The sequence below is a fragment of the Kluyvera genomosp. 3 genome (genome assembly GCF_011765685.1).
Classification (GTDB): domain Bacteria; phylum Pseudomonadota; class Gammaproteobacteria; order Enterobacterales; family Enterobacteriaceae; genus Kluyvera; species Kluyvera georgiana_A.
The window spans coordinates 1,684,504-1,708,317 of sequence record NZ_CP050321.1; the positions used below are offsets into that span (position 1 = coordinate 1,684,504).

The window sequence follows — 23,814 nt, forward strand, 5'->3', positions numbered from 1 at the left end:
TCTCCTTTGTCTGGCTAAAAGGTTACGCTCGGCTGGCTTAAAGGTAAAATTGATTATATATTTATAATTAATCGTAATAACTGGTAAGGGCGGCTCTTGCGGGCTGAAAACATATGCATATCACGCTGCGGCAGTTAGAAGTTTTTGCGGAAGTGCTGAAAAGCGGTTCGACGACTCAGGCTTCGCAGATGTTGGCGCTGTCGCAGTCGGCGGTCAGCGCGGCGCTCACTGACCTTGAGGGGCAGCTCGGCGTTCAACTCTTCGACCGCGTCGGCAAGCGGCTGGTGGTCAATGAGCACGGACGGCTGCTGTACCCGCGCGCGCTGGCGTTGCTGGAGCAGGCGGGCGAAATTGAACAGCTGTTCCGTGAAGATAACGGCGCCATCCGCGTGTATGCGAGCAGTACTATCGGCAACTATATTTTGCCGGAGATTATCGCGCGCTATCGCAAAGATTTTCCTTCGTTGCCGCTGGAGCTGAGCGTGGGCAACAGCCAGGATGTGATTAACGCCGTGGCCGATTTCCGCGTCGATATTGGCCTGATTGAGGGGCCGTGCCATTCGGCGGATATCATTGCCGAACCGTGGCTGGAGGATGAGCTGGTGGTGTTCTCCGCGCCAGACAGCGCCTGGTTGCAGGGTGAGGTCACGCTGGAAAAGCTGGCGATGGTGCCGTGGATCCTGCGTGAGAAAGGCTCTGGCACGCGTGAAATCGTTGATTATTTACTGCTTTCACATCTGCCGCAGTTCCAGATGGGAATGGAGTTGGGTAACTCAGAGGCCATCAAACACGCCGTGCGCCATGATTTGGGCGTCAGTTGCCTGTCGCGGCGGGTGATTGCCGAGCAGCTCGAGGCCGGTACGCTGAAGGAGGTGACTATCCCGCTACCGAAGTTGAGCCGCACGCTGTGGCGCATCCATCATCGGCAAAAGCATCTTTCTAATGCCCTGAAGCGCTTTTTGCACTACTGCGATATCTAAAACCGCCAGTGGATGCTTTACTTATAATAAGAGACCAATCATGAAGGTCTCTTATAACTGCGCATTTCTACCGTGATATAGCGGAATCGTCTGCTACAATCGCGCCTCATTTTTTGGATGGATAGCATTTTCACATGGGTTCCGAAACGAAAACCACACAAGCGCCCGCGTTACGTCGCGAACTCAAGGCGCGTCACCTGACGATGATCGCCATTGGCGGTTCTATCGGTACGGGTCTGTTTGTTGCGTCCGGCGCAACCATTTCTCAGGCGGGCCCGGGCGGCGCGCTGTTTTCCTATATTCTGATTGGCCTGATGGTCTACTTCCTGATGACCAGTCTGGGCGAGCTGGCGGCTTATATGCCGGTATCCGGCTCTTTTGCCACCTACGGTCAGAACTATGTGGAAGAGGGCTTCGGCTTCGCGCTGGGCTGGAACTACTGGTACAACTGGGCGGTGACCATCGCCGTTGACCTCGTGGCCGCGCAGCTGGTGATGAGCTGGTGGTTCCCGGACACGCCGGGCTGGATCTGGAGCGCGCTGTTCTTGTGCGTTATCTTCCTGCTGAACTACATCTCTGTGAAGGGATTCGGCGAAGCGGAATACTGGTTCTCGCTGATCAAAGTGGCGACCGTGATTATCTTCATCGTCGTTGGCATTATGATGATCCTCGGTATCTTCAAGGGTGCGCAGCCGGTCGGCTGGAGCAACTGGACAACCGGTGACGCGCCGTTTGCTGGCGGCCTGTCGGCGATGATCGGCGTGGCAATGATTGTCGGTTTCTCCTTCCAGGGCACCGAGCTGATTGGTATCGCGGCGGGTGAATCTGAAGATCCGGAGAAGAATATTCCGCGCGCTGTGCGTCAGGTGTTCTGGCGTATCCTGCTGTTCTATGTGTTCGCGATCCTGATCATCAGCCTGATTATTCCGTACACCGATCCAAGCCTGCTGCGTAACGACGTGAAGGATATCTCCGTCAGCCCGTTCACTCTGGTGTTCGAGCACGCGGGTCTGCTCTCTGCGGCGGCGATTATGAACGCCGTTATCCTGACGGCGGTACTGTCGGCGGGTAACTCCGGCATGTACGCCTCTACCCGTATGCTGTACACCCTGGCCTGCGATGGCAAAGCGCCGCGCATCTTCTCGAAGCTCTCCCGTGGCGGCGTGCCGCGTAACGCGCTGTATGCTACTACCGTGATTGCCGGTCTGTGCTTCCTGACCTCAATGTTCGGCAACCAGACCGTGTACCTGTGGCTGCTGAACACCTCCGGGATGACCGGCTTTATCGCTTGGCTGGGGATTGCGATTAGCCATTATCGCTTCCGCCGTGGTTACGTTATGCAGGGTCACGATATTAACAACCTGCCGTACCGCTCCGGGTTCTTCCCGCTGGGGCCGATCTTCGCCTTCGTGCTGTGCCTGATTATCACGCTGGGCCAGAACTACGAAGCGTTCCTCGCCGATACCATCGACTGGGGCGGCGTCGCGGCGACCTATATCGGTATCCCGCTGTTCCTGGTTATCTGGTTCGGCTACAAGCTGACCCGTGGTACGCACTTCGTTCGCTATAGCGAAATGCACTTCCCGGAACGCTTTAAGAAATAACGCGTCGGGTTCCCGGTGATAACAAAAACCTCTCTTCGGAGAGGTTTTTTTATGCGCGGCATTTTTGTTACGTCTTGACATAACTTTAAATAATCTTAATTGATAATTATTATCATTACTTTTATCATCCATACCCATACAAATGGATGAAGCCACTTCCTTATCCCGGTGAAGCTGATACCGGAGGGACCAGCCACATCTGCATAAAAAACAGGCCGCCAGTGAGCGGTATCAAGCAGCATTTGTGAGTAAGACCCTTTTGTTTTAATTCAGTATTCACCTCATGGAGAAAGGAAATGTTTAGGTTAAACCCCATCGTTCGGGGCGGACTGTGCGCGTCCGTAATGTCCCTGGCGCTGCCCGCAGCGGCCGCAGATAATGATGAAGTGCTGGTCGTGACGGCGGCGGCTACCGAACAAAGCGTAAAGGATGCCCCCGCGAGCATCAGCGTCATTACCCAGGAAGACTTGCAGCGCAAGCCGGTGCAGAACCTGAAAGATGTGCTGAAAGAAGTGCCGGGCGTCCAGCTCACCAACGAGGGGGATAACCGTCAGGGCGTCAGCATTCGCGGCCTGGACAGCAGCTACACCCTGATTCTCATCGACGGTAAACGCGTTAACTCGCGAAACGCCGTTTTCCGCCACAACGACTTCGACCTGAACTGGATCCCGGTTGACGCCATCGAACGTATCGAAGTGGTGCGCGGCCCAATGTCTTCCCTCTACGGTTCTGATGCGCTGGGCGGCGTGGTGAATATCATCACCAAAAAAATCGGCGCGAAGTGGACCGGTTCCGTCACTGCCGATACCACCATTCAGGAACATCGCGATCGCGGCGATACCTGGAACGGCCAGTTCTTCACCTCCGGCCCGCTGGTGGACGGCGTGCTGGGCATGAAGGCGTTTGGGAGCCTGTCGAAGCGTGAGAAGGATAGTCCGCAGAGTTCGACGACCAGTACCACCGGCGAAACACCGCGCATCGAGGGTTACACCAGCCGCGACGGTAACGTGGAGTTTGCCTGGACGCCGAATGAAAATAACGACATCACCGCCGGTTACGGTTTCGACCGACAGGACCGTGATTCCGATTCTCTCGACCGTAACCGTCTGGAGCGCCAGAACTACTCGCTGAGCCACAACGGACGCTGGGATTTAGGTAACAGCGAACTGAAGTATTACGGCGAAAAGGTGGTCAACAAGAATCCGGGCAATAGCAGTAATATCACTTCGCAAAGTAACACCATCGACGGCAAATACGTGCTGCCGCTGGGGGCGATTAATCAACTGGTGACCTTTGGCGGCGAATGGCGTCACGATAAGCTGAGCGATCCGGTCAACCTGACCGGCGGTTCCAGCAGCGAAACCTCCGCCAGCCAGTATGCGCTGTTCCTCGAAGACGAGTGGCGCATCTTCGAACCGCTGGCGCTGACCACCGGGATCCGTATGGACGATCACCAGACCTATGGCGATCACTGGAGCCCGCGTGCGTATCTGGTGTATAGCGCCACCGATACGCTAACGGTGAAAGGGGGGTGGGCAACCGCGTTTAAAGCGCCATCGCTGCTTCAGCTTAGCCCGGACTGGAGTTCCAACTCGTGCCGCGGCGGCTGTCGTATTGTCGGTAGCCCGGACCTGAAACCGGAAACCAGCGAAAGCTTTGAAATCGGTCTTTATTACCAGGGGGAAGAGGGCTGGCTGGAAGGCGTGCAGGGCAGCGTAACCACCTTCCAGAACGATATTGACGATATGATTAACGTGAGTCGTACGCGCGATCGCAACGCCGCGCCGGGCTACCCGAACTTTGTCGGCTTTGACAATGGCGTGCCGGTATTCTCCTACTATAACGTCAATAAAGCGCGTATTCGTGGTGTGGAAACCGAGCTGAAGGTGCCGTTTGGCGATGAGTGGAAGGTGACGCTGAACTATACCTACAATGACGGTCGCGATCTGAGCAACGGCGAGGATAAACCGCTACAGGAACTGCCGTTCCATACCGCGAATGGGCGTCTGGACTGGACGCCGGTGCAGGACTGGTCGTTCTACCTGGCGGCACGCTATAACGGCAAGCAGCGCGCGGTGAGCGAAACCTCCAAAACGCCGGGCGGTTACACCACCTGGGATCTCGGCGGGGCGTGGCAGGCAACCAAGGATATCAAGCTGCGCGCGGGCGTGCTGAACCTCGGGGATAAAGATCTGTCGCGCGACGACTACAGCTATAACGAAGATGGCCGCCGCTACTTTATGGCAGTGGATTACCGCTTCTAACCAGTGATGATGGTCGTGCCGGGTTTTACCCTGCGCGACCATATTGCGCGCTCGCGTAGGCCCGATAAGCGTAGCGCCATCGGGCAACCTCTCTTACCAGTAGCTACGCCAGTTCTGTACCGCCCGCGTGATCGCTTCCATCAGGAAGTAATCCCCCCAGCTACAGCACTCGTTCACCCCAATTCCACCTTTGAAGTAGTACACCGAATGCTTCAGCAGCCCCTGGCCCGGCGTATGTTCACGATTCACATAACCGTCGATCATATTGCCGATCATGCGTAGCGCCAGCGTCTCGTAGCCCTCCTTATCCGGATGTGTCGCCGGGAGATGTTTTACTAATTCCAGCAGCGCGCAGGCGACAATGGCTGCTGCTGAACTGTCGCGTTCGCTGGTAGGGTCGGTGAGCGCCAGATCCCAATAGCAGATAAGATCGTCTGGCAGACGATTCAGGTAATAGTTCGCCAGCGTCTGGCTGAGTTCCAGCAGGCGTTCGTCGCCGGTATACAGGTAGTTCAGCAGGAAGCCATAAACGCCCCATGCCTGGCCGCGCGCCCAGCAGGAGTCGTCGGAGAAGCCCTGATGGGTGTTGCCAAAACGGGGCGCGCCGGTCTCAACGTCCATATACCAGGTGTGGAAGGTCGAACCATCTTCACGCACGATATAGCGACGCGCGCGCTCAATATGCTGCTTTGCCGCCTCGGCGTAGCGCGGGTCGCCGCTCGCGCGGCTGGCCTCGTACAGCAGCGGCAGATTCATATTACAGTCGATGATCATACGCCCTTGCTGTTCAGGGTTGTTCAGCTCCCCCCAGGCCTGGATGATCCCGGCTTTTTCGTTATAGCGTTCCATCAGCGCTTCGGCAGCGAGCAGGGCGATATAGCCTGCTTCGCGGTTGCCGGTCAGGCGCTGGCCCGCCACGCATGACAGGCTGTAGAGGAAGCCCAGATCGTGGTGGTTAGTATGATCGCGATTGATAATCCGCTGGCCGAACGAATGAATATGCTGCTCCGCCAGCGTGCGATAGCGCGCCTGCCCGGTCCATTCATAGGCCAGCCACAGCTGGCCGGTCCAGAAGCTGGTGGTCCACTCAATATTGTCGATGATGGGATAGATCCCTTTCTCGCAGGCCGCATCCGGAAAACGCTGACCAAAGTAGTCCGCGTTGCTCTCAATTGCTTTCAGCAGGTCGGGCATTATCCCGCGAATTTTACGGCCAAGTGCTTCACGTTCGCCCGGCTGGAGCGGTTGGCAGGCGAGCGGTTCTTTGCTGATCGTTTCAGACGTCATGCTGTCATATTCCCGTTTTTAATTAATCGCTTCGTGTTTGATTTCCTGGCCTACAGCGTTCTTCTTGTGGCTGTAGCAGGCAGAGAGAGTGAGGGCGGATACGCCGGTAAAGACCAGGGCGATGATGCCCATAATCAGATAGGTATGTTCAAAACCGATAGTCTGATAGGCATAACCCGCAGGCGGCGCGACCACGATAGAGCCGACGTAAATCATCGCCTGGTAGCCCAGCAGGTACATGGTGGCGTTAACGCGTTTGTCGAAATGCTCGGCGATATACTTAAACACCGACACCAGAATCAGCGCGATTTCAATGCCGTATAGCGGTTTCACCAGGCAGATAATCAGCGGGTCGCTGGTTAGGCCGGAGATAATCAAGCGCAGGCTGATCACCAACCCGGTGAGCAGCATCCCCTGCTTCGCACCGATGCGATTGATAATGGCGGGCACCAGCATCATGCCGAAGAACTCGGCGGCGGACTGGGCGGTGCTCATATAACCGAACATGGCGTTACCTTCTTCTTTGGTGGCAAAGAAGGTGACGAAGTAACGGGAGAACTGCTGCTCGGCGATAAACATCATCCACGCCACGCCGGCAATATAGAGCGCAAACATCCAGAATTTGCGGTTCGCCAGCAGGTGCAGCACGTCGGTAATCACAATCTTATCTTTCGACAGGACGTTGTTTTCCTCCTGGCCGAAATGGTCGACCTTGAGCGTCAGCAGCACGGCGAACATACACAGCGCCGAGACGCTGCTGATGGCAAAGTTGATTTTAGGCGAGATGTTATAGAGGAAGCCGGAGAACGACGAGGCGGTGGCCCAGCCCAGCGCCGCCCACATGCGGATGCGGCCAAACTCCATGTTGTAGAGGCGGCTGAAGCGGTCAACATAGGACTCTTCCGCCGCGACGCCGGCATACCAGCCGAGGCTAAAGAACAGCGCGCCGACGATCATGCCGCTGATAAAGTGGCTTTGCAGCAGCGGCAGATAGATCCAGATATAGAAGGGGGCCATCAGCGCCGAGACAATACAGACAAAATAGAGCAGGTGCTTTTTCATGCCGATTTTGTCCATGATGTAGCCGTACACCGGCTTAATCACCACGGCAAATACGCCGTTCACCGCAAACACGGTGCCAATATCGACAGCGTCCAGCCCGGCTTTGTCGCCAAGCCAGATGGCGTACAGGCCAAAGCTTGCCGCCCAGGTAAAGGTAAAGAGGAAAACAAAGAGACTTAACTTGATATACGCCGAACGAGTCGACTGAATTGTGGTTGTCATTACGGTCTCCGCCGTGATTCAGAGGTCAGGTTTATACCAGCGTGAGCGGGTTACCGTTCACGGTTAACTGTTGTGTAGCAGGGTCAAACTCCAGCCCCTCCGGCAGCGGTCGCGTGGTGCCCAGGTCGGCGCTAACGTAGCAGGCCAACCAGTGGGTACCGGCGCTCAGCGACGCGGACAGGCAGGGAATATCGGCTGGGGCGGCGTACAGCACATTGCTGTTTGGCGGCGTGGTAACAACAAGCGGCTCGCGATTGCCGTACAGATTAACCACCTGGCTGTAATCATCTGCCGTTTGCACAGTGACGGCATCGGCAAGCTGTTCGAGCCGTGTCTGGCGGTGGCGGTTGGCGGCAAATCCCCCTTCGACGCAGTTCAGCGCCCGCGGTGTGTTCACACGGTGAATGCGGATGTGGCCGCTTTCCAGCGGGATGAGCCAACTGGTGACTTCGACGTCGTGCCACGGACGCCACTCGCTGCGTATCCAATGTGGGGTCACTTGCGAACGCTCACACTCGCGGCGGCCGCGATAGTAGTCATCCCCCGTGCTGAACAGCAGCATGGAATCGACGGCGGCGTGATTCAGCCCATAACGCCCGCGCTCCAGGGTGAAGCCGAACTGGCTGGAATAGGCAAATTTGCAGTATTTTTGTTCAAAGTTGACAAAGTTGTTCTTGTCGAACTGACCGGACATCAGCATCCAGGCGTGGCGGTTTTCACTGCTGTGGACGATGATTTGCCCGGCTTCGGGAATCGGGTGGATCGTCTCCAGCGCGGGCAGCGGTTCACACTCGGCCTGCCAGAAGGCGCTCTCTTCCGGTAATGCCAGAATCAGCATTGCCTTCAGCGCCCAGTACGGTGAACCGGGGCTATTGTAGTCTTCGGCCATAATCAGGTTCGGGTAGGCATAGCCGATCGTAAATAGCCCATCTGCGTCGATAAACGGCTGCGTCTGCCAGTGCTCCAGATTGCGCAAAATCAACCCTTTGACCACGCCAGGCGTGAAGACGTCCAGCCCGGTAAAGGCCACGGCGCTCCAGAAGGCGACCTGCACAAAGCGATAGGTCAGGCTACGGCCAAACGGAATGCCCGCGCCGTCGGCAGTGAAGTAATAGCGATAATCCTGGGCAAACTGCTGGGCGCGCTGGCGATAGCGCAGGCAGCGCTCCGGGTCGATATCCTGCATAAAATGGCTGTAGATCAGGCCATAGAAATGGAAGGCGCTGGAGATGTAGTAATCACGCGGTTTACCTTTACCGTCGCAGTACCAGCCGTTGCCCAGCCAGAAAGGTTCGATGGCGTCGAGATGCCGGTGGATCACCGCCATGTCATATTCACGGCCAACGCATTTCAGACCCAGTTGAATCAGCACCGGGAAAAAGTGCCAGTTATTGTCCGGCACGGCGACATCCGCGCTTTGGCTGAGCCAGCGCACGAGGTTATCTTGTTCCGCGGCGGACAGCGCCTGCCACAGTCCGTTGTTCGGTAGCGCCAGCCCGAGGCCAAATGCGGCCATCTCAACGCAGCGCTGATCGTTATCGCCGACATCCCCCCAGTAGCCGGGATGCTGCGGGTTACAGCCGTTACGTACGCCGGTGATGAATTTATCGTGCCACTCCGGCGTTGTGCCGCCGCTAACCAGTGGAAACAGTCCCCACAGCAGACGAATAAAACCTTCCATCCCGGCCACCTCGTCCGGGTATTGCGCAGCGGTGTTTCCTGCGTGAAGGCGCGTGCAATCGGCCGACAGATGAGGAACCGCTGCCGTAATCCAATGTGTTAATTGTGCACTGTATTCTTGTTTCGTCCGCATGATGAAATCCCGTTTCATATCGTTGATGGCGGACGAATAATAGGAAGTTGCCCCGTGTGGCAAATGTGATTGCGCTCTTACTTTTACGCATCTCAGGTAATTAAAAATAATTTTATGGAGTATTTTGGCCTGAAAGTTTTACTTCGATGATGAAAGTTTAAGTTTATTAACATACGAGGCAAACGCGGTGGCCCACTCCCAGCGAACGGAAGACACGACTTATCTTGAGCAGATCCATCTCAACGATAAATCGATTTATTTCAATCGTATGCAAAATATGCCGGCCAATTACTATCACTGGCATCAGTGTGCGGAGATTCTCTCGGTGTCGCGTGGCGTCGGGATTGCGCTGATGGAACACCAGCAGTACACGGTCAAACCGGGTCGCCTGTTTATCTTCCCGCCCGGCAAGCTGCACAAGGTGTACGTCGAGCAGGATGAACGTAACCTTTATCATCGTACGACCCTGCACTTTAACCCGCTGCTGTTAGAACCGTGGTTACGGGATTTTCCCCGTCAGCAGATGCTGCTGCGCCAGCTGTGTGGCCGCGGTGAGAAGGCGCGGGTGTTTGATGTGGGCGACCTGCAGCCGGTGATTGAAACGCTGTTACAGCGCTTTGAAACGTTGACCCACGAGGAGAGCTGGAGCACCAGCGACAGCGCCTTCCTGATTATGCAACTGATTAGCCTGCTGCCGCAGCAGGAGCAGGCGACCGGGCATAATACCTTTTCATCGACCATCATTCGCTGGCTGGAAAATCACTACCACGAACGCTGTTCGCTGGAGGAGATTGCGGCGGTAATGGGCTGTTCGCGCGGACACACCTCCCGGCGTTTTCATGATGAAACCGGCGGCACGATTCAGGAATATTTGATGATGCGGAGAATTCGTCAGGCTTGCGAATTATTGCTGCATTCACAGCTCTCGGTGCGGGAAATTGCTGAACGGGTTGGTTTTACCGAATACGCGTGGTTTATTACCTGTTTTCGCAAGAATATGGGCAAAACGCCGTTGCAGTATCGTAAGGCGTATCCCTACACGCTGCCGGGCGCTGATTTGCAGGCCGGATAAGGCGTTTACGCCGCCATCCGGCAGGGTAGGGCAGATTACCGGATGGCGCTGCGCTTATCTACGCAAAGAGATGCTCCGCGTGGAACCGCAGATGGTCTTCAATAAAGGAGGCAATAAAGTAATAGCTATGGTCGTAACCCGGCTGAATACGCAGGGTGAGCGGCCAGTCTTTCTGCCGCGCGGCTTCGGCAAACACCGCAGGCTGTAGCTGGTCGGCCAGGAATTGATCGTTATCGCCCTGGTCAATGAGTAGCGGAACCGGCGCTTCAGCGCGGCTTGCCAGCAACAGTTCGGTGCTGTCCCATTCGGCCCAGCGTGCAATATCGTCACCGAGATAGGCGTTAAAGGCTTTCTTTCCCCAGGGCACACGGCTTGGGTTGACGATGGGCGCAAAGGCCGAAGCGCTGCAATATTGACCCGGATTTTTGAGCGCCAGCATTAACGCGCCATGGCCGCCCATCGAGTGGCCGCTGATGGCACAGCGTTCACTCACGTTAAACTGTTCCTGAATCAGCGCCGGCAGTTCGTCACGCAGGTAATCGTACATGCGATAGTGGGCGGCCCACGGTGCCTGGGTGGCGTTTAAGTAGAAGCCAGCACCCTGGCCAAGATCGTAAGCGGCATCGTTAGCCACGCCTTCGCCACGTGGGCTGGTATCCGGCATGACCAGCACAATACCCAATTCTGCGGCAACACGCTGCGCGCCCGCTTTGGTGGTGAAGTTCTCGTCGTTGCAGGTCAGACCGGACAGCCAGTACAGCACTGGCGGCGGCGTTTTTTTGCCTTCCGGTGGCAAAAACAGGCTGAACGTCATCGGGCAGTTCAGCGTGGTGGAATGGTGCTGCCAGCGCTGCTGCCAGCCGCCATAACAGCGGTGCTCTTCAAGCATTTCCATGCGGGCTCCTCGCGGTTTTGGTCAGAATTAATAGTCCCATCATACAGATAATTCATCGCTGGTGAGTAACTTTCACTTCCGCATAACATTTACATGTTGCATCATAAAGATAACTTTACATTCACATTTGAGGCTTTCATGCCGGTACGAATTGCGCTCAGCGGCTTTCTGGTGCTAGTGGCAACGATGGGGATTGGGCGCTTTGCTTTTACGCCTCAGGTGCCGCTGATGATTGCGGAAGGTGAGCTGACGCTGACCAGCGCCGGGCTGGTGGCGGCGCTTAACTATCTGGGTTACCTGGTGGGTGCCTGGGATGCCATGCGGACCCATCGCGGCGTTGAGGCCCGACTGTATCTTGGCATCATCGGTGCGGTGGCGCTGACCTTTCTATCCGCGTTGGCGGATAACGCCTGGCTGCACGGTGCGCTACGTTTTGTTATCGGCTGCATGAGCGGCTGGTCGATGGTGCTGACGGCGGCATGGGTGAATGAACGGCTGGCGCACTATGCCAGGCCGGGGCTCAGTGCGGCGGTGTTTGCCGGGCCGGGGGCGGGGATCGCGATAAGCGGCCTGCTGGGCGTATTTATTCATGCGCAGGCGCTGAGCGCGGCGGCGGGCTGGCAGCTGTACGGCGTGCTGGCGCTGCTGCTGGTGGCGTTGATTGGCCGCTGGTTGCCGCGGCCCGGCGAACTGCACCGTAGCGGTGAAAAACCGGAGCCATTAACCTTAACCCGCAACCTGAAGCGGCTGGTGTGGAGCTACAGCCTGGCGGGCTTTGGCTATATTCTGCCCGCCACCTTCTTATCGCAAATGGCCAGCCAGCGTTTCCCGGACAGCCTGTTTGCTCAGTTTATCTGGCCGGTCTTTGGCCTCGCGGGGGCAACAGGGATTGCGCTGAGTATTGCTACGCGTGGCCTGGGTCACACGCACCAGCGGTTGGCGATAGTATTGTGGCTGCAGGGCGTCGGCGTGCTGGCCGCCTGGCTGCTGCCGGGGATGAGCGGGCTGGTTGTCGGCGCGCTGCTGGTTGGCGGCGGATTCCTCGCTGCGGTACAACTCTCTCTGCTTTATGGCCGCGAGCTGGCGCCAAATCACGCCCGCTATATGGCCGGGCTGCTGACCACCGGCTATGCCGTCGGGCAACTGATAGGGCCAATGACTTCGGCGCTCTCGACCTGGCTGACCCAGCGACTGGAGCCCGCGCTGGGGATTGCTGCGGTTGCGCTGCTGATCGGTGGCGCGCTGGTCTGGCGTCCGCAGCCTGAAAGGTAAGAACGATTGCAATAATTATCGCGACGAATACTGGATTCTGTGCGTCGCCTCACGCACAATGAGTGCAAACTTTGCACCGACAAAAGCAAAGTGCACACCTGCAGGAGAAATAATAATGTCATCACTGAGTAAAGAAGCGGTCCTGGTACACGAAGCGCTGGTCGCCCGTGGTCTGGAAACCCCGCTGCGCCCACCGGTGCGCGAAATGGATAATGAAACCCGTAAGCGCCTGATTACCGGACATATGACTGAGATCATGCAGTTGCTGAATCTCGATTTAAGTGATGACAGTCTGATGGAAACGCCGCGCCGCATCGCCAAAATGTATGTGGACGAGATTTTCTCTGGTCTGGATTACGCTAATTTCCCGAAAATCACCGTCATTGAAAACAAAATGAAGGTCGACGAAATGGTGACCGTGCGCGATATCACGCTAACCAGTACCTGCGAACACCACTTTGTGACCATTGATGGTAAAGCGACCGTCGCCTATATCCCGAAAGACTCGGTGATTGGCCTGTCGAAAATTAACCGTATCGTGCAGTTTTTCGCTCAGCGCCCACAGGTGCAGGAGCGTTTAACGCAGCAAATCCTGACTGCGCTGCAAACGCTGCTGGGGACCAACAACGTGGCGGTCTCCATTGACGCGGTGCACTACTGCGTGAAAGCGCGCGGCATTCGCGATGCCACCAGCGCGACCACGACCACGTCGCTCGGCGGTCTGTTCAAGTCCAGCCAGAACACTCGCCAGGAGTTCTTGCGCGCGGTGCGTCACCACAACTAATACATCAGCGGAGCAGGGGACATGGAGAGAAACGTCACGCTGGATTTTATTCGTGGCGTTGCCATTCTGGGGATCCTGCTGCTGAACATCAGCGCCTTCGGCTTGCCGAAGGCCGCCTATCTTAACCCGGCCTGGTACGGCGAGGTCACCTCGCGCGATGCCTGGACGTGGGCCATTCTCGATCTCTTTGCTCAGGTCAAATTCCTGACGCTCTTCGCGCTCCTGTTTGGCGCCGGGCTCCAGCTACTGCTACCGCGCGGTTCACGTTGGATCCAAAGCCGCTTAACGCTGTTGGCGCTGCTGGGCTTTATCCATGCGTTGCTGTTTTGGGACGGTGATATTCTGCTGGCCTACGCGCTGGTAGGGCTTATCTGTTGGCGGCTGGTGCGTGACGCCGGGGAAGTCAAAGCGTTGTTTAATACCGGCGTGATGCTCTATGTCGTCGGCGTAGCCGTGCTGATCCTGCTGGGGTTGATTGCCGACAGCGGCCAGAGCCGTTCATGGGTGCCGGATGCTTCCAGTCTGCTGTATGAACACTACTGGAAGCTGAACGGCGGGCTGGAGGCGTTCAGCAATCGCGCTGATATGTTATCCGCTAACCTGCTGGCGCTGGGCGCGCAGTACGGCTGGCAGCTGGCGGGCATGATGCTGATGGGGGCGGCGCTGATGCGCTGCGGCTGGTTGAAAGGGCAGTTCAGCCTCCGTCATTATCGCCGCTGTGCGGGCATTTGTATTCCGCTCGGTATGGTGATTAATCTGCCCGCGATTGCCGCGCAGTGGCATCTCGGTTGGGACTACCGCTGGTGCGCTTTCTTGTTACAGGTCCCGCGGGAAATCAGCGCACCCATCCAGACGCTGGGCTATGCGGCGCTGGCCTATGGCTACTGGCCGCAAATCAGCCGTTCTAAACTCGCTGCAGCCGTTGTCTGCGTGGGCCGTATGGCGCTCACTAACTATCTGCTGCAAACGCTCATCTGCACCACGCTCTTCTATCATTTCGGTCTGTTTATGGAATTCGATCGCCTGACGTTGCTGGCTTTCGTTGTTCCTGTCTGGCTGGTCAACCTCGTCTTTTCCGTGCTGTGGCTGCGTCGCTTCCGTCAGGGGCTGGTGGAATGGCTATGGCGGCAGTTGACGGCAAAAGCTGCTGGTGTTTCATTCCGCAATACATTTAGATAACGATCGAGATCACAACCATTAACAAAATGGATGTAACCGTTTCCAGACGTGTGACCGCCCTCACGTAGTTGCCGCCAGCTCGCTGCCAGAATAGCGCATCTTGATGGACCCAGGAGGTGTCACGTGAACTGCAGCACTATTCAATCGGGCGGTGAGTATGGTCACCATTCGTGATGTCGCGCGCCAGGCTGGCGTTTCCGTTGCTACCGTCTCCCGGGTGCTGAACAACAGCGCACTGGTAAGCCAGGATACCCGCGAGGCAGTGATGAAAGCGGTTGCCGCGTTAGGTTATCGGCCAAACGCCAACGCGCAGGCGCTGGCCACCCAGGTCAGCGATACCATTGGTGTGGTGGTGATGGATGTCTCCGATGCTTTCTTCGGGGCGCTGGTGAAAGCGGTTGATACAGTGGCCCAGCAGTATCAAAAAAATGTACTGATTGGCAACAGCTATCATGAAGCGGACAAAGAACGTAACGCCATTGAAGTGTTGATACGTCAGCGCTGTAGCGCGCTGATCGTCCATTCAAAAGCGCTAAGCGATCGGGAGTTGAGCGAGTTCATGGCTCAGATGCCCGGCATGGTGCTGATCAATCGTATCGTCCCCGGCTATGCGCACCGCTGCGTTTGCCTCGACAACGTCAGTGGCGCGTTGATGGGCACCCGAATGCTGCTCAATCATGGCCATCAGCGTATCGGCTACCTGGCCTCCAGTCACAACATCGAAGATGACGACATGCGTCGGGAAGGGTGGGCGCGAGCCTTACTGGAACAGGGCATCGTGGCGCCGGACAGTTGGGTTGGCACCGGGACGCCAGATATGCAGGGCGGTGAGGCGGCAATGGTTGAGCTGCTCGGGCGCAACGCCGGACTGACGGCGGTTTTTGCGTATAACGATAACATGGCCGCCGGGGCGCTAAGCGCGCTCAAAGATAACGGTATTGCGGTGCCGCAGCAGGTTTCGGTGATTGGTTTTGATGATATCCCGATTGCGCGCTATACCGATCCTCAACTCACCACCGTGCGCTATCCGATTGTTTCTATGGCAAAACAAGCCACTGAACTGGCGCTGCTCGGCGCTGCAGGAAAGCTCGACGGTGACGCTACGCACTGTTTTATGCCGACCCTGGTTCGCCGCCACTCGGTGGCTCAGCGGCAATTTGTGCATCCCATCACGAACTAAGTTGTTAATCCGATGTAACCGTTTTCAATCTGTGAGTAAATTCACAGATTGTTAACATCGCGATGGCTATAGTGGCAGCGTTTATCAGGCTGAAACATGATGTAACGGTGATTAATCACTTTTTATAGCGTAGACCAGCTGCAAACACAGAATAAATCGTACTCTGGATCGTTACTCAACACGGAAGAACAAATTTTGATCAGTGAATTTCGTCGGGTGGTAACATTCCATTAACCATGCCCGCCGACTATTTTCACCCGTACTACCCTGCATAATAAAACCGGAGATACCATGAATAAGAAGGTGTTAACCCTGTCTGCTCTGATGGCCAGTATGTTTTTCGGTGCCGCAGCGCACGCTGCCGATACCCGTATCGGTGTGACTATCTATAAATACGACGACAACTTCATGTCCGTTGTGCGCAAGGCGATTGAGAAAGACGGCAAATCTGCCCCGGATGTTCAGCTGCTGATGAACGACTCCCAGAACGACCAGTCCAAGCAGAACGACCAGATTGACGTGCTGTTGGCAAAAGGCGTGAAAGCGCTGGCGATCAACCTGGTTGACCCGGCAGCGGCGGGCACGGTGATTGAAAAAGCGCGCGGCCAGAACGTGCCGATCGTTTTCTTCAACAAAGAACCTTCACGTAAAGCGCTGGATAGCTATGACAAAGCCTTCTATGTCGGTACCGATTCAAAAGAGTCCGGTATTATCCAGGGCGACCTGATTGCTAAGCATTGGGCGGCGAACCCGAACTGGGACCTGAACAAAGACGGTCAGATTCAGTTCGTCCTGCTGAAAGGCGAACCAGGCCACCCGGACGCGGAAGCGCGTACCACCTACGTTATCAAAGAGCTGAACGACAAAGGCCTGAAAACCCAGCAGCTGCAGCTGGATACCGCAATGTGGGATACCGCTCAGGCGAAAGATAAAATGGACGCCTGGCTGTCTGGCCCGAACGCCAACAAAATTGAAGTCGTGATTGCCAACAACGACGCGATGGCGATGGGTGCGGTTGAAGCGCTGAAAGCGCACAACAAATCTTCTATCCCGGTGTTCGGCGTCGATGCCCTGCCGGAAGCGCTGGCGCTGGTTAAATCGGGTGCGATGGCCGGTACCGTGCTGAACGATGCAAATAACCAGGCGAAAGCCACTTTCGACCTGGCGAAAAACCTGGCTGAAGGTAAAGGCGCCGCTGATGGCACCACCTGGAAAATTGAAAACAAAATCGTCCGCGTTCCATACGTTGGCGTAGATAAAGATAACCTTAGCCAATTCACCGGTAAGTAATCTTTAAATATATGGGGCGCACATCTGTGTGCCCCATAAATACTGACTCAGAATTATCGCGGCCAGGTATATATATGGACAACAATAATAGAGAGCCGTCAGGTGAATTCTTGTTGGAGATGAGCCAGATCAACAAGTCTTTTCCCGGCGTAAAAGCACTCGATAATGTTAACCTGAGAGTTCGTCCACACTCTATCCATGCATTAATGGGTGAGAACGGTGCGGGCAAATCAACGTTATTAAAATGCCTATTTGGGATCTATCAAAAAGATTCCGGCAGCATTCTCTTCCAGGGCAAGGAAATCGATTTTCATTCCGCTAAAGAGGCGCTGGAAAACGGTATTTCGATGGTCCACCAGGAACTGAACCTGGTATTACAACGCTCTGTGATGGATAACATGTGGCTGGGGCGTTATCCCACCAAAGGCATGTTTGTCGATCAGGACAAAATGTATCGCGATACCAAAGCCATCTTTGACGAGCTGGATATTGATATTGACCCGCGCGCGCGCGTGGGCACGTTATCTGTTTCGCAGATGCAGATGATTGAAATCGCTAAAGCCTTCTCCTATAACGCCAAAATCGTGATTATGGATGAACCGACCTCATCGCTGACGGAGAAAGAGGTGAACCATCTGTTCACCATTATCCGTAAGCTGAAAGATCGTGGCTGCGGCATCGTCTATATTTCGCACAAAATGGAAGAAATCTTCCAGCTGTGCGACGAAATCACCGTTCTGCGCGACGGGCAGTGGATTGCTACCCAGCCGCTGGAAGGGCTGGATATGGACAAGATCATCGCCATGATGGTAGGGCGCTCGCTAAACCAGCGCTTCCCGGACAGGCAGAACGTACCGGGGGAAGTGATCCTCGACGTGCAGCACCTGACATCCCTGCGCCAGCCGTCAATTCGCGACGTATCGTTCCAGTTGCGTAAAGGGGAAATCCTCGGTATCGCCGGGCTGGTGGGCGCCAAGCGTACCGATATCGTTGAAACGCTGTTTGGCGTGCGTGAAAAGTCGAGCGGGACCATTACCCTGCACGGTAAGAAAATCAACAACCATAACGCCAACGAAGCGATTAATAACGGTTTTGCGCTTGTTACCGAAGAACGCCGCTCAACCGGTATTTATGCTTACCTTGATATTGGCTTTAACTCTTTAATTTCGAATATCAAGAGTTATAAAAACAAAGTCGGCCTGCTGGATAATTCACGTATGAAGAGCGATACCCAATGGGTTATCGACTCGATGCGCGTAAAAACCCCAGGGCATCACACGCAAATTGGTTCGTTATCCGGCGGTAACCAGCAGAAGGTTATTATTGGACGCTGGCTGTTAACTCAGCCTGAAATTCTGATGCTGGATGAGCCGACTCGCGGTATCGACGTGGGTGCAAAATTTGAAATTTATCAATTAATCGCCGAGCTGGCAAAGAAAGATAAAGGGATCATTATTATTTCTTCAGAAATGCCAGAGCTGCTGGGTATTACTGACCGTATCCTTGTCATGAGTAATGGCCTGGTTGCCGGAATTGTAGAAACGAAAACCGCAACGCAAAACGAAATTCTCCGTCTTGCGTCATTGCACCTTTAATTTCAGGGGCTCGACATGAGTGCGTTAAATAAAAAAAGCTTTCTCACTTATCTGAAAGATGGCGGTATTTACGTTGTTCTTTTGGTTCTGCTGGCTATTATTATTATCCAGGACCCGACTTTCTTAAGTTTGTTGAACCTTAGTAACATCCTGACTCAGTCTTCTGTACGTATTATTATTGCCCTCGGCGTTGCCGGGCTGATTGTGACCCAGGGTACCGACCTGTCGGCGGGTCGTCAGGTCGGCCTCGCGGCGGTGATTGCCGCGACGCTGTTGCAGTCGATGGAAAACGCCAACAAGGTTTTCCCGGAAATGGCGACCATGCCAATCTTTGTAGTCATCCTGATTGTTTGCGCGATTGGCGCGGTGATCGGCCTGATTAACGGGATTATCATCGCTTACCTGAACGTGACGCCGTTCATCACCACGCTGGGTACGATGATCATCGTTTACGGCATTAACTCCCTGTACTACGACTTCGTGGGCGCGTCGCCGATTTCCGGCTTTGACAGCGGCTTCTCGACCTTCACGCAAGGGTTTGTCGCACTCGGTAGCTTCCGCCTTTCGTACATTACCTTCTACGCGTTGATTGCCGTTGGGTTTGTCTGGATCCTGTGGAACAAGACTCGCTTTGGTAAAAACATCTTCGCTATCGGCGGCAACCCGGAAGCGGCGAAAGTCTCCGGTGTGAACGTTGCGTTGAACCTGCTGGTGATTTATGCGCTGTCAGGCGTGTTCTACGCCTTCGGCGGGATGCTGGAAGCGGGTCGTATCGGCTCAGCAACCAACAACCTCGGCTTTATGTACGAACTGGATGCTATCGCGGCCTGCGTGGTGGGTGGGGTTTCATTCAGCGGTGGCGTGGGTACGGTGCTCGGCGTGGTGACCGGTGTTATCATCTTCACCGTTATCAACTACGGTCTGACCTATATCGGCGTCAACCCGTACTGGCAGTACATTATCAAAGGCGCGATTATTATCTTCGCGGTGGCGCTGGATTCACTGAAATACGCGCGTAAGAAATAACATATACATTAGGCAAAAAGCCCGGCGTTTAAACCGGGCTTTTTTACGTTTAAGCGTTGAGGTTATCAGGATTTTTTCTTCTGCAGTTCCAGCAGCTGCTCCGGCGTTACCGCCGGGTACCCCTGCGCATCATCCGGTACTTCCTGCTGGGCAGGAATCGGGATCAGTGGGCCTAAGAAGCGCGGCTCGCGCTTAAACAGGTAAAGATCGGCCAGCGCGCCAAAGCGGGCACCGAATTCACGCAGACGAACGCTCCACATATCTTTCGGTGATGGCACCGCATAGCACTGCGCCTGAATGCCCATATGCAGGGCGATAAACAGCGCGCGTTCGCAATGGAAGCGTTGGGTAATGATGATGAAGTCGTTGGTGTCGAACACTTTACGGGTACGGACGATGGAATCGAGCGTACGGAAGCCGGCGTAATCCAGCACGATATCTTCCGGCGCCACGCCGGCTTTGATCAGATCGCGGCGCATGGTCATCGGTTCGTTATAGCTTTGCAGCGCGTTATCGCCGCTCAGCAGCAGATAGTTGACCTTGCCGCTGTTGTAGGCGTTAAGGGCACCCTGAATACGGTAACGGTAATACTGGTTGATCACGCCGGTGCGATAGTACTTCGCGGTGCCGAGTACCACACCCACCTGACGGTAGGGGAGATCTTGCAGCTCGTCATAGATGTAGGGCGCTGTTTTCCAGCTCATCCAGCGATCGAGACCCAGCACGGTCAACAGCAGCAGGCCGCACAGGACTAACAGGCTGTATAACACACGCTTTAACATGAACTTGGCTCAACCGTGGACGAGGGAGACATCAGGCTACTTTACCCGTCGGGCAAGCGCAAGAAACCATCGTTTAATTGCGGGGAAATTAGACAACGGAGGCGGATTACCGTTTGTAGGCCGGATAAGGCAAAGCCGCCATCCGGCAATCCGCGCCAGTCAGCCTGATGGCGCTGCGCTTATTGGGTTATGCCAACAGAACGCGATCGATATTGTGGCAGCCGAGCGCTTTCAGCGTTGCGGCGGTGGCATCCCACTGAATCAGCGGCGCGTCGGCGCGTTCGGCCAGAATGGCGCGCTGAATATCCGGGTAGTCGTAGCCGTTCAGGCTCAGCAGGTTCAGTGCGCCCTGCAACGGTGGCAGCGTTGGGTTAAACGCGGCGTTTTCAGCGTAGCTGCCGCTGAAAATGGTGCCATCGCGTAACTCCAGCGCGACGCCAGACGGCGATTGGCTGTACGGGGTATGGCTCTGATTCGCGGCTCGAATCGCAGCCTGTGCCAGTGCGTCGCCCTCGAGCGGATAACCGTGATCCTGTGCGTCCATCAGCAGGGTCTTGATCTCCAGATCTTTCGGGCCAAAGGCGTCCGGCAGGTAATCCTGCAACGTGTGTGGCTGACGGCCCGGCAGATTGATACGCAGCGCCAGTCCGCTGTTCAGCTCGTTCATAAACTGACGGCAGTGGCCGCACGGCGTGTAGTTGACGGTAATCGCTTGCAGCGCTTTTTCACCGCGCAGCCAGGCATGGCTGATGGCGCTTTGCTCGGCATGAACCGTTTGTTGCATGGTCGCGCCAAGGAATTCCATGTTGCCGCCGAAATACCAGGTGCCGCTGACACCGCGGGCAATCGCGCCAACGTTAAAGTGAGAGAGGTCTGCGCGGGCGCAAGCGGCCGCCAGTGGCAGGAGCGCGAAAGCGAGCGCGTCTTCGTCCAACCCCGTCGCCTGTTGCAGCGATGAGACCTGCCCGGCGCTTAACAGGGCAGGGAAGTGCGGATCGGCTAACAGCGGAGCGATAGCGGTCTGCAGGTCTGCCGCCAGTTGCGTAAAAGCAGATTGAAAACGTGGATGCATGGCGTTGTGCCTCATAACAATGTAATGGGATCGTAGTGTACGGGGCACGAACGCGACAATAAGTGATCAATATCTCATTGCTAGTGCAACGCATGCAATCTCAACCAAAAATGTGTGATTTGTCTCGTTTTATCCCACGACCGCCAGAATAATCGGGAACAGGAAAGGTGCGATCAGCGAGGTAATAATCCCGCAAATGACCAAAGCCAGTGAACTAAACGCCCCTTCCTGGTAGTCCAGCTCCGCGCAGCGGGCGGTACCGAGGGCGTGCGACGCGGTGCCCATCGACAGGCCGCGTGAGGCTTTAGTGGTAATGCGCATCAGATTCAGCAGCGTATGGCCAAACACCGCGCCGAGGATCCCGACATAAATCACGCACACCGCGCTTATGGCTGGAATACCGCCGATGCTGCCGCTCACCGCCATCGCAATCGGGGTCGTGACCGATTTCGGCAGAATAGAGGCGGCAATTTGCGGCGATGCGCCCATCATCAGCGCCACGGTGGTGCCGGTAATCATCGCCACCGCGCTACCGATAAAGCAGATAGTGATGATGGATTTCCAGCGCGCGCGAATCTGGTGCAGCTGTTCGTACAGCGGGTAGGCGAGGGCGACCACCGCCGGTTGCAGCAGATCGTTCAGCACTTCGCTGCCTTTGAAATAGTGGTCGTACGGGATTCCGGTCAGCATCAGGAACGGAATGATCACCACCATAGAAACCAGCAGCGGGTTGAGCAGCGGCATTTTGAAACGCGCGCCCAGCTTACGGGCGGCAAAAAAGACAACCAGGGTCAGCGGCAGCGACCACCATATATAATGGAGCATTATTTTTTCGCCTCTTCTTGCCCAACGACGTTACGTTCCCCGTGTACCAGATGTGAGCTCCAACTCACCACTACCAGCACCACCAGGGTACTGATCGTGCAGGAGACTACCACCGGGCCAAACTGCGCGCTGAGCAGCGCGAAATACTGCATCACGCCAACGCCAATCGGCACAAACAGCAGCGCCATATAGCGAATAAGCACGTAGCAACCGGGGTTGACCCATTTGGCGGGCAGAATTTGCAACGCCAGCAGGACGAACAGGATAAGCATGCCGATAATGCTACCGGGGATGGTGATGGGCAGCAGCGAAGAAACAAAAATTCCGGCATAAAGGCAGGCGTAAATCAGCACGAATGCACGCAGGTATTGCCAGATAATATTCAGTGATTTGAGCATGGGATTCACCTTTGGTGGAATGCATTCATCATACAATTAAACCCTGAAATGTGCTACCGATCACAACATGAAATCTGAGCATAGCTGATATAGATAAGCGGAACATCAGCCATTTATCCGCGGGTTAGCCCTCATGGTGTACCGGATGCGATAAAAAGTGGAGAAAACGGCTCAGCGCCAGCGACGGGAGATCCTTCTTGCGCCAGAATACGCCAACGCTGCCTTTCTGCTCAATGCGCGGCAGCGCCAGAATCGAGAGCTGTCCCTGACGTTGATAGCGTTCGGCCAGACGTAAGGAGAGAATCGAAATCATATCGCTGCTTTGCAGCAGGTTAACGCTGATGTTCATGGACGCCGATTCGATGGTATTTTCCGGCAACATCACGCCGTTTTCCACCAGCGCATTATCGATACTCTGGCGGATGGGTGTGCCGTTTGGCCAGACTATCCAGCGCCACGGGGCCAGATCGTTCCAGGTCAGGCTGGGGAGGCGCGCCAGTGGATGGTCGGTGCGCGCCACAAAGCACACCGGTTCGGTATACAGCACTTCATAGTTCAGCGGCAGTTCCAGCGCCCGGCCGCCGATACGCCCCACCACCACATCCACCACGCCGGACTGTAAATCATGCAACAGCGGCGTCATTACCTTTTCTTCAATATTCAGATGTAGCGTCGGCATTTCGGCCAGCAGTGGGAAAATCGCCTGGGAAACGCAGTCGGTGGCCACCGGCGAGCAGCCAATTTTCAGGCTGCCGACCAGCCCGCCTTGCTTAAAGCGCTCCATCTCAAACTGCGAACGTTCGATATCGTTGATCAACCGCTGGGCGTGCTGAAGCAGCAGCTTGCCGCCTTCCGACGGACGTAACCCTTTACTGTGCCGCTCGAACAGCGTCAGACCCAACTCTTCCTCAAACTGGGTCAGCCACTTCGACAGCGCAGGCTGCGTGATGTGCATTCTTTTCGCCACCTGGGTGAGATTTCCCTGCTCGCCGAGCGCCACCAGGATATGCAAATGATGTAGCTTCAGTTTCTGCGTCCAGTCCGCCATCAGGTATAACCTCCAGGTTATGGTTAAGCATGAAATGCCATTGTACAACTCATTTCTCTTATCACAAAATGGCAACATAAAAGCAAAAAAAGAAACATCTTACCCTGTGCCGTTCGGGCCAGACGCGCGAACGGCGAAATGGATAACCTGCATTTACCGAGGCC

Annotated in this window: 20 protein-coding genes; 11 read left to right on the forward strand and 9 right to left on the reverse strand. The window is 55.6% G+C overall.

All coding sequences use genetic code 11. The annotated features are described in order from the left end of the window. Positions 1-113: 113 nt before the first annotated feature. The 3 genes from yieE (at position 114) to cirA (ending at position 4,848) form a co-directional block, all read left to right on the forward strand. Positions 114-980, forward strand: a complete 867-nt coding sequence (gene yieE / locus GY169_RS07865; protein WP_163447601.1) for a DNA-binding transcriptional regulator YeiE — start codon at positions 114-116, stop codon at positions 978-980. Between the two features lie 134 nt (positions 981-1,114). Next, positions 1,115-2,584: an amino acid permease gene (locus GY169_RS07870; RefSeq protein WP_163447602.1), complete on the forward strand. Its 1,470-nt coding sequence runs from the start codon at positions 1,115-1,117 to the stop codon at positions 2,582-2,584. Positions 2,585-2,880: 296 nt separating this feature from the next. Next, positions 2,881-4,848, forward strand: a complete 1,968-nt coding sequence (gene cirA, locus GY169_RS07875) for a catecholate siderophore receptor CirA (RefSeq protein WP_163447603.1) — start codon at positions 2,881-2,883, stop codon at positions 4,846-4,848. 93 nt (positions 4,849-4,941) lie between these two features. On the opposite strand, the gene GY169_RS07880 is transcribed toward cirA, so the two are convergent. From GY169_RS07880 to GY169_RS07890, 3 genes are read right to left on the reverse strand one after another with little or no spacing between them, the layout of a single operon-like run. Continuing rightward, positions 4,942-6,135 carry a glycoside hydrolase family 88 protein gene (locus GY169_RS07880; RefSeq protein WP_163447604.1) on the reverse strand — a complete coding sequence of 398 codons (1,194 nt, stop codon included), beginning with the start codon at positions 6,133-6,135 and terminating at the stop codon, positions 4,942-4,944. 18 nt (positions 6,136-6,153) lie between these two features. After that, a complete protein-coding gene (locus GY169_RS07885) occupies positions 6,154-7,419 on the reverse strand; it encodes an oligosaccharide MFS transporter (protein ID WP_064544102.1) in 1,266 nt (421 codons plus the stop codon). Between the two features lie 31 nt (positions 7,420-7,450). Further along, on the reverse strand, positions 7,451-9,250 hold the full coding sequence (locus GY169_RS07890; protein WP_223882149.1) for a DUF2264 domain-containing protein: 1,800 nt from the start codon (positions 9,248-9,250) through the stop codon (positions 7,451-7,453). A gap of 169 nt (positions 9,251-9,419) precedes the next feature. Here GY169_RS07890 and GY169_RS07895 point away from each other — a divergent pair, with 169 nt between their 5' ends. After that, positions 9,420-10,304, forward strand: coding sequence for an AraC family transcriptional regulator (locus tag GY169_RS07895; protein ID WP_223882150.1), 885 nt, complete (start codon positions 9,420-9,422; stop codon positions 10,302-10,304). Between the two features lie 58 nt (positions 10,305-10,362). Here the strand turns inward: GY169_RS07895 and fghA are convergent, their stop codons facing one another. Then, complete coding sequence (fghA, locus tag GY169_RS07900) at positions 10,363-11,199, reverse strand: S-formylglutathione hydrolase (RefSeq protein ID WP_167575422.1); 837 nt, start codon at positions 11,197-11,199, stop codon at positions 10,363-10,365. A 138-nt stretch (positions 11,200-11,337) separates the two neighbouring features. Here fghA and GY169_RS07905 point away from each other — a divergent pair, with 138 nt between their 5' ends. The 7 genes from GY169_RS07905 to mglC all read left to right on the forward strand — a co-directional run bounded on the left by GY169_RS07905 (position 11,338) and on the right by mglC (position 19,525). After that, entirely contained in the window at positions 11,338-12,471 is a 1,134-nt protein-coding gene (locus GY169_RS07905; RefSeq protein ID WP_064544224.1) for a YbfB/YjiJ family MFS transporter, read from the forward strand. Between the two features lie 115 nt (positions 12,472-12,586). Then, positions 12,587-13,255 (forward strand): GTP cyclohydrolase I FolE, encoded by a 669-nt coding sequence (gene folE / locus GY169_RS07910; protein ID WP_064544110.1) that lies wholly within the window; start codon positions 12,587-12,589, stop codon positions 13,253-13,255. A gap of 21 nt (positions 13,256-13,276) precedes the next feature. Continuing rightward, positions 13,277-14,434, forward strand: coding sequence for a DUF418 domain-containing protein YeiB (gene yeiB / locus GY169_RS07915; protein ID WP_167575423.1), 1,158 nt, complete (start codon positions 13,277-13,279; stop codon positions 14,432-14,434). Positions 14,435-14,591: 157 nt separating this feature from the next. Next, positions 14,592-15,614: an HTH-type transcriptional regulator GalS gene (gene galS / locus GY169_RS07920; protein ID WP_163447608.1), complete on the forward strand. Its 1,023-nt coding sequence runs from the start codon at positions 14,592-14,594 to the stop codon at positions 15,612-15,614. 291 nt (positions 15,615-15,905) lie between these two features. Continuing rightward, positions 15,906-16,904, forward strand: a complete 999-nt coding sequence (gene mglB, locus GY169_RS07925) for a galactose/glucose ABC transporter substrate-binding protein MglB (protein ID WP_064544116.1) — start codon at positions 15,906-15,908, stop codon at positions 16,902-16,904. A 74-nt stretch (positions 16,905-16,978) separates the two neighbouring features. Further along, a complete protein-coding gene (mglA, locus tag GY169_RS07930) occupies positions 16,979-18,499 on the forward strand; it encodes a galactose/methyl galactoside ABC transporter ATP-binding protein MglA (RefSeq protein WP_167575424.1) in 1,521 nt (506 codons plus the stop codon). Positions 18,500-18,514: 15 nt separating this feature from the next. Then, positions 18,515-19,525, forward strand: a complete 1,011-nt coding sequence (gene mglC, locus GY169_RS07935; RefSeq protein ID WP_163447610.1) for a galactose/methyl galactoside ABC transporter permease MglC — start codon at positions 18,515-18,517, stop codon at positions 19,523-19,525. A 65-nt stretch (positions 19,526-19,590) separates the two neighbouring features. On the opposite strand, the gene sanA is transcribed toward mglC, so the two are convergent. From sanA to GY169_RS07960, 5 genes are all read right to left on the reverse strand, one after another. Continuing rightward, positions 19,591-20,307 (reverse strand): outer membrane permeability protein SanA, encoded by a 717-nt coding sequence (sanA, locus tag GY169_RS07940; protein WP_163447611.1) that lies wholly within the window; start codon positions 20,305-20,307, stop codon positions 19,591-19,593. 187 nt (positions 20,308-20,494) lie between these two features. Beyond that, positions 20,495-21,379, reverse strand: a complete 885-nt coding sequence (gene cdd / locus GY169_RS07945) for a cytidine deaminase (protein ID WP_163447612.1) — start codon at positions 21,377-21,379, stop codon at positions 20,495-20,497. A gap of 129 nt (positions 21,380-21,508) precedes the next feature. After that, entirely contained in the window at positions 21,509-22,204 is a 696-nt protein-coding gene (locus GY169_RS07950; RefSeq protein ID WP_163447613.1) for a CidB/LrgB family autolysis modulator, read from the reverse strand. Next, the gene (locus tag GY169_RS07955; protein WP_163447614.1) at positions 22,204-22,602 is read right to left on the reverse strand and encodes a CidA/LrgA family protein; all 399 of its coding nucleotides are present in this window, start codon (positions 22,600-22,602) and stop codon (positions 22,204-22,206) included. Before GY169_RS07955 ends, GY169_RS07950 begins: the two co-directional genes overlap by 1 nt. Before the next feature lie 124 nt (positions 22,603-22,726). Beyond that, positions 22,727-23,650 carry a LysR substrate-binding domain-containing protein gene (locus GY169_RS07960; RefSeq protein WP_163447615.1) on the reverse strand — a complete coding sequence of 308 codons (924 nt, stop codon included), beginning with the start codon at positions 23,648-23,650 and terminating at the stop codon, positions 22,727-22,729. Between the last annotated feature and the right edge of the window lie 164 nt (positions 23,651-23,814).